General features: G+C 37.5%; 11 protein-coding genes and 2 pseudogenes. 7 read left to right on the top strand and 6 right to left on the bottom strand.

Annotated elements, in window-relative coordinates; all coding sequences use genetic code 11:
- Positions 1 to 15: 15 nt before the first annotated feature.
- Positions 16 to 639: a hypothetical protein gene (locus Xmir_RS07130; protein ID WP_099113706.1), complete on the top strand. Its 624-nt coding sequence runs from the start codon at positions 16 to 18 to the stop codon at positions 637 to 639.
- A 242-nt stretch (positions 640 to 881) separates the two neighbouring features.
- On the opposite strand, the pseudogene Xmir_RS07125 reads toward Xmir_RS07130, so the two are convergent.
- Positions 882 to 1,022: pseudogene (locus Xmir_RS07125) on the bottom strand (IS982 family transposase); the annotation flags it as partial.
- Between the two features lie 131 nt (positions 1,023 to 1,153).
- On the opposite strand from Xmir_RS07125, the gene Xmir_RS07120 reads away from it, so the two are divergent.
- Together Xmir_RS07120 and Xmir_RS07115 are read left to right on the top strand one after the other, a co-directional pair.
- Entirely contained in the window at positions 1,154 to 1,768 is a 615-nt protein-coding gene (locus tag Xmir_RS07120) for a LysE family translocator (RefSeq protein ID WP_099113705.1), read from the top strand.
- Positions 1,769 to 1,813: 45 nt separating this feature from the next.
- A complete protein-coding gene (locus tag Xmir_RS07115; RefSeq protein ID WP_099113704.1) occupies positions 1,814 to 2,593 on the top strand; it encodes a class I SAM-dependent methyltransferase in 780 nt (259 codons plus the stop codon).
- Between the two features lie 194 nt (positions 2,594 to 2,787).
- On the opposite strand, the gene Xmir_RS07110 is transcribed toward Xmir_RS07115, so the two are convergent.
- Together Xmir_RS07110 and Xmir_RS07105 are read right to left on the bottom strand one after the other, a co-directional pair.
- On the bottom strand, positions 2,788 to 4,740 hold the full coding sequence (locus Xmir_RS07110) for a pyridoxal phosphate-dependent decarboxylase family protein (RefSeq protein ID WP_099113703.1): 1,953 nt from the start codon (positions 4,738 to 4,740) through the stop codon (positions 2,788 to 2,790).
- 444 nt (positions 4,741 to 5,184) lie between these two features.
- Positions 5,185 to 6,081, bottom strand: coding sequence for a dimethyl sulfoxide reductase anchor subunit family protein (locus tag Xmir_RS07105; protein ID WP_099113702.1), 897 nt, complete (start codon positions 6,079 to 6,081; stop codon positions 5,185 to 5,187).
- Between the two features lie 253 nt (positions 6,082 to 6,334).
- Here Xmir_RS07105 and Xmir_RS07100 point away from each other — a divergent pair, with 253 nt between their 5' ends.
- Complete coding sequence (locus tag Xmir_RS07100) at positions 6,335 to 7,090, top strand: FNR family transcription factor (RefSeq protein WP_099113701.1); 756 nt, start codon at positions 6,335 to 6,337, stop codon at positions 7,088 to 7,090.
- 127 nt (positions 7,091 to 7,217) lie between these two features.
- Positions 7,218 to 8,162, top strand: coding sequence for a universal stress protein UspE (uspE, locus tag Xmir_RS07095; RefSeq protein WP_099113700.1), 945 nt, complete (start codon positions 7,218 to 7,220; stop codon positions 8,160 to 8,162).
- A gap of 76 nt (positions 8,163 to 8,238) precedes the next feature.
- Here uspE and Xmir_RS07090 read toward each other — a convergent pair whose 3' ends face one another.
- Both Xmir_RS07090 and Xmir_RS07085 read right to left on the bottom strand, forming a co-directional pair.
- A complete protein-coding gene (locus Xmir_RS07090) occupies positions 8,239 to 9,117 on the bottom strand; it encodes a DMT family transporter (protein WP_099113699.1) in 879 nt (292 codons plus the stop codon).
- An 89-nt stretch (positions 9,118 to 9,206) separates the two neighbouring features.
- A complete protein-coding gene (locus Xmir_RS07085) occupies positions 9,207 to 10,124 on the bottom strand; it encodes a tyrosine-type recombinase/integrase (RefSeq protein ID WP_244170883.1) in 918 nt (305 codons plus the stop codon).
- A gap of 630 nt (positions 10,125 to 10,754) precedes the next feature.
- Between Xmir_RS07085 and Xmir_RS07080 the strand changes: the two are divergent.
- Both Xmir_RS07080 and Xmir_RS07075 read left to right on the top strand, forming a co-directional pair.
- Positions 10,755 to 10,868, top strand: a pseudogene (locus Xmir_RS07080) (helix-turn-helix domain-containing protein); the annotation flags it as partial.
- Positions 10,869 to 10,979: 111 nt separating this feature from the next.
- Positions 10,980 to 11,477 (top strand): AAA family ATPase, encoded by a 498-nt coding sequence (locus tag Xmir_RS07075; protein ID WP_099113696.1) that lies wholly within the window; start codon positions 10,980 to 10,982, stop codon positions 11,475 to 11,477.
- Positions 11,478 to 11,493: 16 nt separating this feature from the next.
- On the opposite strand, the gene Xmir_RS07070 is transcribed toward Xmir_RS07075, so the two are convergent.
- The gene (locus Xmir_RS07070; RefSeq protein WP_099113695.1) at positions 11,494 to 12,081 is read right to left on the bottom strand and encodes a non-canonical purine NTP pyrophosphatase; all 588 of its coding nucleotides are present in this window, start codon (positions 12,079 to 12,081) and stop codon (positions 11,494 to 11,496) included.
- Positions 12,082 to 12,359: the final 278 nt, after the last annotated feature.

Below are 12,359 nucleotides of genomic sequence, written 5' to 3'. Positions count from 1 at the left end.
AATAAGGAATAAATCATGAGTGGCATTGATAAAAATGATAATTATGAATTTGGTAATTACATTTTCAGACTAAACACCAGAGACACTGGGAATCATTTAACTATAGAGAAACATAGAAATAATAGAATTTTATTCTCAGATTCTTTTGATAAAATCGAGGATATTTTATTATTAGGTAAAAAAATTTATATTAATTTAATTGATAAAGATAAATCCATTGTCATTAAATTTTCTATCTTTTCTAATAAATTTGAAGTTTTTAAAGTTTATCAAAAATTAGAGCGGACGTTTCATGATCATAAATTAAGAATAAAATTTAATGAATCATATGGAAAATATAAGAAAGAGGCAGAGGGTATTTATAAAAAATACATTAAAGTGTGTGATAGGTTCAAGAAAAGTATGCGCGAAGCAGGTATCACATATGTCAAGCTACAAAATGAAAATAAGGAGTTAACTAACAAAATGAATATGTTGTTAGACCAAAAACAAGGTTCAGATATTAGTCATAAATTAACTAAAAAATGTATAAAAACATCAACCGGTAAGAGTTTTAACGGCGTACATCATAACAATAATCTTGTGGAAGATGTTCCAGAGCAAGATCGCGAAAAGTCAGTTAGAAAATGCAGGATTTGACAACCCTATCCTTAAGTTTGATAGCGATAATCATTACAGGCTTCATTCGTGTTTCTGATATTGAGTTTGGCGACAATTATCAGATCATAAATGAAGCTTTTTTCTATCTGAAATAAACGGTTATTGTTTAAGAATGTAATCCATTGAGGTTTTTCCTCGTTATGCTACCCCCTCCCCCCAAACACCCTATGGTGGCACCAAAACGGAAGGGGCGACACCGACAAAACAGGTCTAACTGAGCAAGTTATGATTTCACGGGGATACATGTGACCTTGTCGACGGCGCTGACGATACCCCTTATTGAGACAAAACTGTGCCCATTAAGGAATGAAAAAACGACAAAAGTCATCGACATCGCAGAAAATTTCAACTAATTTGTTCATTGCCTGCTCCTCCCCAGAGCGGTTTTTGGTGCACACCAAAACGTTGCTCTTGGAACAGGAATTTCGTCAATTTCTTATCCAGAATTCAGGTTAAGTTACCAAAATATGAAAACCAATAATCAGGAAACATAATGACAGAGTTAATTGCTATAGCCATTATTACCATTCTTGCTGTTATTAGCCCGGGAGCTGACTTTGCGATGATCACCCGTAATAGTTACCTTTATGGTCGGCAAGCAGGCATATTGGCGGCATTTGGGATTGCGGTAGGTATCTTGGTGCATGTTACTTATACCATACTTGGGATTGGTATTTTGATTGCTCACTCTCCTAATATATTGCTTGCTATAAAAGTTATAGGGGCTATTTACCTTATCTATATTGGTTATAAGACACTCACATCAAAAACGAAAGTTGATATTGATATTAACTCAACAAAGATTGTCTCAATTACCGCGTTTAGAACAGGTTTTTTGACAAATGTATTAAACCCTAAAACAACACTTTTTGTTGTCAGCACATTTACTCAAATTGTTTCCCCATCGACCGGTATTAGCTTGCAAATGGGCTATGGAATTTTTATTTCTCTAATGCACCTTTTTTGGTTTGTTGGTGTTGCTATTTTCTTTTCCAACCAAAAACTTAGATCTGCAATGTTAGAAAAACAAACAATGCTCAATCGAATCATTGGCGTTATTCTAATCGGGTTGGGTGTTTCTTTAGGTGCTATTCCTATTGTTAGCTGATAAAACTTGGCAATAAACTAATAGTCGCTATAAGGGATCTCTATTATGCCAATTAACTTTAATGCTAAAGAAAACAGACATACTTACGTTGGCCGTGATGCTCAACAGGAATGGTACGATTTAATCCAAAAACTGGTGGAACCACGTAATAAAGAAATTGCAGATATTGGCTGCGGGGGTGGTATTTATTCACTGGCGTGGGTAAAAATGGGGGCGAAGAAAGTCACTTGTGTTGATTTTTCACAGCAGATGCTAGCTGATACGGCAGAAAATACTCACGGTCTTTCGAATATCATGATCAAACAAGGTGATGCTCTTTGCACTGGTTTGCCTGATAACAGTCAGGATATTGTTTTTGAAAGAGCGCTTATCCACCATATAACCCAAGAAAACAGAACAACATGTTTTGCTGAAGCCCATCGTTTATTACGTTCTGGTGGAATGTACATTTTACAGGACAGAACCCTTCAGGATATCCAACTTCCGAATTCACCTGAACATATTCGGGACTATATTTTTGATGTTTACCCTCACCTATATCATTTTGAAACCCAACGTAGACCGGACAATATTGAAGTCATTAATGGACTAAAAGCAGTAGGATTTAAACAAGTTAAGGCAGTACCTTTTTTAGAAAAAAACAACACTTATAAGGATTTTTCACAATTGGCCGCAGATTTTCAACTACGCAAAGGCCGCTCTATTTTGCACGAATTGAGTGATGAAGAAATCACTCACCTTATCAACCATATGGAAAAATCGTTGGGTAACAAGACTGATATTGTTGAGAAAGACTTTTGGACAGTTTGGACAGGCATAAAATGATAAACATACCAGAACCTATGGTGATAAAAACGACAAATCACTGGGTGATAAACCCTCGCATTAATGCCCATTTGCCAAGGGATAAGCAAAACAGAAATCATTAATTTTAAAAAAAGAGTCTATAAAAATAGACTCTTTTACATTCAACCATTTTTAATATTCAAATCTTAATTGAACAATGTTTGGACGTTTATCTATTGACCAAGTAATGGTGCATCTAAACTTGATTTCAATCGTGCTTTTTTCTCTTCTTCATCAACCAACTGATTCAGTTTTTTAGCAAAGATAGCTTGAAGCTGATTCCAGAACTCTTCAAAGTGCTCTTCATCACGTAAGCAATAAGTCATTACCGCTGCACGCAATACAAAGATACGGCGAATTTTATCCCATTCACTGCGGCTAAAACCACACCGCTCTGCGTAGTGTCTTGGTGTATCACCATACTCTTTATAATCCAGTATGGTTGATGATGTGAGGAAGTCGTTGGTATAAGCTCGTCCTGTAGAATAGGAACACAGCTCATAAAGCCGCTTGTTGAGCGCATTGTGGCTTTCCAGATTTTCGTTCCCAATTTCTTTGAATGTAAAATTGATCATATGAAAATCTGGGGATGGCATAACATGTACTTCAAACCGATGCTTACCTGCTTCTATGGGTGACATATTTGCCAATTTGTCTATTAACCTTTGTGCTGTAACGATACCAGCAGCAATGACTTTCCCATATCCGCTGATATTCAAAGGTAATAAGCGATGAGCGGCCCAAAGCGATGCTGCGGTTGCCCCCGTTTTTGAACCTTCCATAATAGATGCGCCAAGAATACTTCTATTGTTGACAGCCGGGTTTGCTTTGTCATTGTTTTCTTCAAAAACATAAGCTGCACGAGAAGAGATCAAATCAAGAATGCGTTTGTCTTTCATACAAATTGCACCCGCAGCATATTGAATGAAACCAACTTTATGAGGATCAACTGTAATCGAATCCACTTCTTTCAATGCCTTAAAGCTGTTATAAACTTCTGGCTTCGGCCAACTGATGTTTTCCGGCATAATACCTATCGAACGATGACAATTAGCAATCTCGTCATATTCAATAAATTCGCCCTGCTCATTCAGCAACATGGAGCAAGCGTATCCTGCATAAGCCGCATCAACATGAATATAGAAAGATCCACTATAACGCTCTTCACACTCCTGCCTCAAGGCAATGACTTCATCAATCCGATCAATTGCACCAACTTCTGTCGTGCCAACCACAGCAATCATCGCCAAAATTGACTCGCCTTGCTCGATTAACTCTAAGGTGATTTTCCGCATTTGAGCAACGTCAGTTTGATAATTTTCATTAACAGGTAATGGAATAATATTTTCCTGACCAATACCAAAGATATCTGCCGCTTTCATCCAAGAGTAATGTCTAGATTGTGGAACTAACAGCTTGCCTAATATTTCTGGTTTAGTTCCTGTACCACGACATGTCATATCACGTACTTCTTCAAAAATTTCGCGTTCTTGGAGCGTACTGATTAAATCCAGAATTTCAGCCGTTGGCATATTTTTCAATTGCTTTGGCGACTTATGACTGACCAGATCTTTTGCCTTGGGATGTTGAGATATTGCAAAAGGTAATGTTTTTAAATTCCTGGCTACCCACAAGCCTTCATAATTCGCGACTGTACCGCCAGAAGTAATATGCCCCCAAGATTGATGCGGGTCATAACCAAACATCCGGCAAAGATCTAATCCCGATTCAAGTTCTAGTTCTGTTGTTGTCGGGGATGCTTCATAACTACAGTTATTCGGGTTGTACATCATGGCCATGACGTACGCAAGATTAGAAACCATTAATGTGTCGCTGTTAATGTGGCCAAGATAACGGGGAGAAAAGAAAGGAATTGAAGTGTTTTTTAGTTTTGCTGACAGTTGATTTAAAATTCCTTCTGTCCGATAAAGTGTCTCTCTATAATTATGCTCATAGCGATCAACTGATGTGATTAACTCAGAATCTCCAGGATGAAAACCTGAACGCCAGTACATATGTTCGTTAACCGCATAGTCCATCATCTCTCTAAAAAAAACCGCATTCTCTGATTTTGGTCCTAAAAATAACGCATCTACATTTAAATTAGGATGAAGTGGTTTAGTCATAATTACGCAGCCTTTTAACTGGTTCTTTGTGTTTTGTAGTAAAGTCGATTTATAAACTTATTATTAATTTGTTTTTGTTTTCTATGGTTAATGACAAACTCATGTGGCGGTTATAAAACACCTACAATAACTCATTGAAATAAATAGTTTGATTTTTGATCAATGCGCAAGAGCTTTCTGCAACATATGCCAAATCAATCTATTTTTATAGATATAAAACATAGTTCTTAGAATATTAATAATAAGTTAATAATTATCTTTAAATTTGTGCGCTACCACAAAGAAACGAGAAGAATATCTCATATTATTAAGGTGAAAATATTGCGTATAGAAATCATAAACATGATACTGTTCACACATAACAGAATTGGTGACAACGTCACGGATTCTGTTATGTGGAACGTAAGGCGCAGGATAATCAATGGAAGTAGTATGAATTATCTATCATAAGTTGCACATAATAAAAAATGTATATTGATTAATCAATTCAGCGATAAATATGAGCATCGAACCGACAAGGATAGAATAAGCATTATTAATTAATAGGTTATCTCTTCCCTTCCATAAGGCATAAATCCAGGTTGCCATTGCAATAATATATAGGCACCATGAAAGCATTTTTAGTCCAAAGGCACTTTTGATATTAAGTTCAGTTTGATGTGGGAAGATCATATTGTCATTAACCATCGTGATTTCTGCTAACCACTCCATATAGGCCGGATGCTCAATCAGCCGTACAGTAACACTGATAAAAACAACAAAGAGCGCAGCCATCACTAGCTTAATAGGTAATTTTCCTCGAATGAATTTTCTTAACGGACAGGCAATAAATGATAAAGCCAATGCAGGGCCTAAAGTAAATATCGCACCATAGAACAGAAAATAGGTATTGATGTTCGTCCATGTCACCATGTCACTATTGACGTAAATAATCGCCATATAGTGGACGTCAATGACTCCAACGATGCCAATTACCAACATGATATAATCATAAATCCGCTTTCTAAGCGCAACCAAAAGTGTATGTAGTACGAGTAAGCCAAAATAGACAGCAGCAAAAATCGTTTCTATGTTTATCCAATCCTGCTTAACATTGTGTAGCGATTGGTAAACACTAAGTGGATATCCCCAAATGTTCAAAGAGGAGATAAACCCGATACCTGCCAGTACACTACTTATTAAGTATGTTTTTAATAATGTTTTTTGCACAAGAATAGTTACTGAATGTTGCCATGTGTTTAGTTCGTGCTTAAACCAGTAAACACAAAGTACACTCATCAGTACAAGCCCCACAGAACTTTGCATTACCATTGTAAATGCAATTAACAACCACTCACTCATGTCAATCCTATTCCACTTATCTGTAACCAAACAACATCATCGACGCGTATTACATCCATATATTATTAATTAAATTTCAGTTTAATTAAGATATTATATTGAATGGCTAAAGTTTTACGCAAGTTCGACGTTAATCATCTTTTTTCGCTAGTGATGATATATGCCGTGATTAATGCGAGTATCTGGCTCTTACCAGAGCTACCTAAATATGTTAAATTTACGCATATCAATCACTTCTAATGAGCACTCCCCCATGATCCCGGAAAAACGTATTATTCGTCGGATTCAATCTGGTGGTTGCGCAATCCACTGTCAGGATTGTAGCATTAGCCAGCTTTGTATTCCTTTCACCTTAAATGAACATGAGCTTGATCAGCTTGATAATATCATCGAGCGCAAGAAACCCATCCAGAAAGGGCAAACCTTGTTCAAGGCTGGTGATTCATTGAAATCACTCTATGCCATCCGTTCAGGAACCATCAAAAGCTATACAATTACTGAAGAAGGCGACGAACAAATTACGGGTTTTCATCTTGCTGGTGATCTAGTTGGATTTGATGCCATCATTAACACTGAACACCCCAGTTTCGCTCAAGCGCTTGAAACATCAATGGTATGTGAGATCCCATTTGAAACTCTGGATGACCTTTCAGGAAAAATGCCTAATCTCCGCCAGCAGATGATGCGTTTGATGAGTGGAGAAATCAAAGGTGATCAAGAAATGATCCTGTTGCTATCCAAAAAGAACGCAGAAGAAAGGCTGGCCGCATTTATCTATAATTTGTCACGTCGTTTTGCACAACGTGGTTTCTCACCTCGTGAATTCCGCCTGACAATGACTCGTGGCGACATTGGTAATTACTTAGGCTTGACCGTTGAAACCATTAGTCGCCTGCTTGGTCGTTTCCAGAAGAATGGTATCCTGGCTGTCAAAGGTAAGTATATCGCTGTCGAAAATATGGATAAATTGACCGAATTGGCTGGTAAAGCTCCCGCCAATGTTTCCTAACATTATCTAAATTTTAAGCCAGATCACTATATTTTGCTGATCTGGCATTCTTTTACCCTGTTATAGTTGTCCATATTGGTTTATCTTCTGTATTAAAGAGGCATCCAGACTCTGCGAGGAATTCAGTATGGCAAACTACCAAAACCTCTTGGTCGCAATTGATCCCAATCAGGATGATCAACCCGCATTAAGGCGTGCAGTTTATATCGTGCAACGCAATGGCGGCCGCATTAAAGCATTTTTACCTATTTATGACCTTTCATATGAAATGACTACCCTGCTTTCTCCTGAAGAAAGAAACGCGATGCGGAAAGGTGTGATTGGTCAACGAGTCGCTTGGATAAAACAACAAGCCCATTATTATCTTGAATCAGGAATTGATATTGAGATTAAAGTGGTTTGGCATAATCGTTCTTATGAAGCCATTATTCAAGAAGTTATCACTGGAAATCATGATTTACTATTGAAAATGGCTCACCAACATTCCCGGTTGGAGTCGATGATTTTTACTCCACTGGACTGGCACCTGCTACGTAAAAGTCCTTGCCCTGTCTGGATGGTAAAAGATCAAGTATGGCCAGAAAATGGTTCTGCTGTGGTTGCAGTCAATTTATCCAATGAAGAACCTTATCATAATGAATTGAATCTAAAATTAGTGCGTGAAACACAAGATCTCGCCAATCGCATTGTAAAAGATCCCTTGATTCATCTCGTTAATGCTTATCCAACCGCCCCTTTAAATATTGCAACTGAATTGCCTGATTTTGACCCTAATGTGTACAATCAGGCATTGCGTGGCCAACATTTGATTGCAATGAAAGAGTTGCGACAGAAATTCCATATCAGTGAACAACAAACCCACGTTCATGAAGGTGTGCCGGAAAAGGTGATTCCTGAAATATGTGATGAATTAAATGCAGGTGTAGTTGTTTTGGGCATCCTTGGCCGGACTGGGTTATCAGCCGCATTTCTTGGCAATACTGCCGAACATGTTATCGATCGGATTAAATGTGATTTGTTAGCTATAAAGCCTGATGGGTTTGTTTGCCCTATCAAGGTAGATGAAGAATAATGAGATTGATAAATGATAAAAGCTCGTTGATAAATAGATTGCCCGAAATAAAATTCGGGCAATTTCACACTTGAACTCATTTAATGTTTTTAATCTCTTTTGTTTCTTTTTTACGAAAAACCAGAGCTAAGCCAATTATTATAGAGATCATTCCAAGAATACTTAGAGCAGATAACGTATTACCTAAAAATAAATAATCCATTATTGCTGTTACCCCTGGCACAAGATAAAACAAGCTAGTGACATTGACTAAATTACCCGCTCTGATAAGCCGATAAAGTAATAATTGAGCAACGACAGAGATGACTAAACCAAGCCACAATACAGGTACAATAAAACCTATAACGGGTTCAATATGAAAAGGCTTGAAAGGGATAAATAACAGGCAAAGTAATAAACTGACACCATATTGCAATGGTAGTACTTCAGAGGGGGCTTGATGAATTTGTTTCTGAAAAATAGCACCGATGCTTATACAAAACAGGGCCGCTAGAGCAAAAAAAGTGCCTGAAAAGGAAAATTCAGTCAATACCAATCCCTGAAATACTACAAGCACTAAGCCGATGAAAGCCAAGAACAATCCTATTAAACGGTGAGCTGTGAAATGTTTCTCCATTACCCAAAGTGTAATAATCGGCTGAATTCCCATCACCGTAGCTAAAATACCGGGGGTTATTCCATGTTCCAATGCCAGAAAATAAAAAATAGAATATCCGCCAATGATCAATAACCCCACTGCGGCAACTTTTTTCCTACTTCCTGAAACTGGGAGATAGCGTTTTTTGAACATGAAGAGTACTAATAAAAACAAAAAAGCAATTGCAAAACGTACCGTCAAAATGGCAAAAGAAGAACTATGATCCAGCCCCCAACGGGAAAAAATGGCACCACTACTCCATAATAAAACGAAGAGAGAAGTTGAACCATAGGTACTCCATAGTGTTTTTGAGGTCATACAAGTACACCTATCATAATATTTATTAATAATCAGAAAATAATACTGAATGAAACAGTCGACAAACTGTTTAGTAGCTATTCTTCCTGTCAAAAATTTAAGTTTCTGGCGGCATTCTTTAAGCGTTCATCTCCACGTCGATCATATTTCTGGGTTGTGGTAATACTTGAATGCCCCATAGCATCTTTGACAGTTACGATATCTTCACCATTATCCAACATGGCTGATGCAAATGTTCTGCGCAGATCATGTGGCGCAAATTTTTCCAATCCACTTTCTACTCTGCGTATCTCAAGGATGTGATAAATAGCTTGATCTGACAAACGGTTATCAGTTACATCATCATGGCGACGAATTCGGGTAAAAAGCGGGCCGGCATGATCCCCGCGTACTTCATCTATCCAACGATTTAAACGTTCCCATGTTCCTTCTGGCATATAAGATAAGCGTTCTTTATTCCCTTTTCCCATCACCCTTAGTGCCTGTTCGCGACGAATAATGTGTTTCATATCTAACGAAACAATTTCTGATCGTCTCAGACCACAACCTAAGAGCACGCCAATAATCGCCGCGTCACGTAATCCTTTTGTGCTAATATCGTTTTCACAGGTAAAAAATAGATCTTTTATTTCATAACGCTCAAGCGCCCTGCCTTTTGGCAACCGATTTCCCCTGACAGACCGCACTTGTCTTATATGTTGAAAATTGTCAGTGTCGAGTTGTTTCATTGTCCAGGCTTCCAATGCAACCCCTTTCAAAGCAGAAAGATAAGTATTAATTGTTGCCGGTGCCTTACCTGAATCTGAAAGCATTTCCATAATTGCTTGAACATGGTGACGACGGAGTGCGTGCCAAGCACAGTCCCGCACATTTTGGTATCCCAACATTTTTGCCACGATATCCAAAAATGATTTCATCGTTTGGCGACTGCGTTTTGATCCAAGACTGACAAGATATGCAATTGCGGGGTTTTCATATATCTGCTTTCCCGATGCTGATAACGACACCAGCTTATCTTGATTTTGTTGAGAATCGGTTAGCACGATAAGTGATTTTTTATCACCACTATTTTCGTAGTTATCTTTATTTTGATTGTTTTGATTATGATTGCTTTGATTATGATTATTCAAAGCTACCTCCTGACTTCAATGTCTACAGTTCGCCAAAACATAATCCATTGAGAGAGTTTGAACGGAACAGACATTTCCATTTTCCTATCCCTGATAGTTTATTTTTCACGCAATTTAAGTGCGTCTTAGCGGTTATGCTACGTAAAAATTACGGCTAATTACTCACACCATCTTATTCAATAAATCTTACTTTTTCAAAGGTATCTTTTAATAAGTAGAACAGATATCGATTTCTGTTATTTTATTAAGCTGTTGTTTATAAACAATAAAATTTGCCGTAAGATAGCAAACAAAAATATTCAACCACCACCTACTGTTCCGCCTTTAGAGCCAAGGCACGGACGCGGAGCGAAAATAGAGCCGCTAGCAGCACTAATTAGAGGTTTGCTTAGAAAACGGAAAACACCCATGTTAAGGCTATTTTTCATACAAGCCGAGCAGTGCGTAATGGGCGGTATTTTCCTAATCCCAGTTTAAAATTATTACGACAGATATAATCACTACTCTGTGCTTGATCGAATTAAGTCGGGGGCAAGCATAAGCGCTATTGCTAGTGAGTTCAGTACGACACGGCAGACCATTCTCAGAGTCAAAGTAGCAAATCAGAAAACTATTGTTTAAGGAATAGTCTTAGCGTACGATGTTTTGCCGTTTTCAAAGCGGCCATCTTAGAAGCTCTTTGAGATATAAAAAGGGCCTTATCCTTTATGCTACAACTAGTTAAAAGTGAATATGAAAATTTGCATCGTTGGGCCTTCAGGTGCGGGAAAGACGACAGCATCTAAAAAGCTAGCTTTAGAGTTCCATACTACAGCATATCAATTTGACAAAATTTACTGGGATCGAACACAGGAAGAGTACGTAAAAAATTCACAAGAAGTTATTAACGACCTTGTGCGTGAAATTAAAGCTAAAAATGAGTGGATTGTTGAAGGGGCCTATGACAAACGTTTAATTCCTTTTTTTAAAGAATGTTCATTAATCATTAGATTTAAAGTTCCGTACTGGATTTGCGCTATACGTATAGTCAAACGATTTTTATTATCAAAGTTAGCAAGAACACGACCTAAAGAGACATTTTATAACACTCTAGAGCTATTACGTTTTGCTAAACAGTTCGATAATCGTTTAGATAACTTCTTTGATATTCATCCAGAGTTTGTATCTAAGATCGTTATTGTGAGCGATAGTTGTTCGTGTATTGATAAAATTAAAAAACATCTAATGTGACGTGAATAAACTCGTTTTATAACTCTCTCTCAGTAAGATGCTCCCTGAGTAGTTGAAAAGCATCAGTATTGTTATTCTGTTGGTTGAAAAGGTATTTATGTCCTTCAGTTAACTGACTGTAGAACTGCCCACTATCTGTTACTTTTAATATTTGCCAAAGATCAGACCAGCCTGTTTCATTACTGTGCTCTAAAGGAGAGAGAGAAATAGATAACCCTCTTGTAGTGCCTGAAAAAAAGATTACCTTATTATTTTCCGTTCTGAGCGCCAAGTGATTGATGAAATAACACTCACGGTTATCTTTTCCTGCTAATAGATTAATAATTCCTTGAACGCCTAATGAAGATAAAATGTATTTAGTATACAGCGAGGGGAAACCATTAAGAGCATCTATGTGGAAGGTGCTGTCCTCAATAAAAACATAGGAAGAAGGAGCGTGTGGAACCTGATTTAATTTAAATAGTAGGTTTTCTTGAGGATCATCAGCTTGTAACTCTTTAAAGTCGAAGCTTTTATGAACCAAGTTTATGTCAGCATGACTGGAAAAAATAGATTCGGCATAAGTGTATTTCTTTGAGTTAGATGTGTAAAAACAAAGGTTCATAGTCAAGTCACAATTTCATCTATTTTATGTTTGGTATGAAAACCATTTATTCCAACAGAGAGCTACAATAAGCGCTCACTTGCAGGCAGTTAAGTTTTGAGTAAATCTCAGTTTATTCCCTTTCACCGTATTATAGTGCACTTAAAAGGTCAAGCCAGTACGCGAATTGTGGCCAATTACTGTTCGAGAGCGCACCTTTGTCTACAGGCGAATGTTTACTGGCATTGTCGAGGAAATACCAGAATACGAATGTGAACAGGGAGTTGCCACTACATGAA

This window comes from Xenorhabdus miraniensis (genome assembly GCF_002632615.1).
Note: the sequence above shows the minus strand (reverse complement) of the source record. Positions and strands in the feature narration are given on the sequence as shown.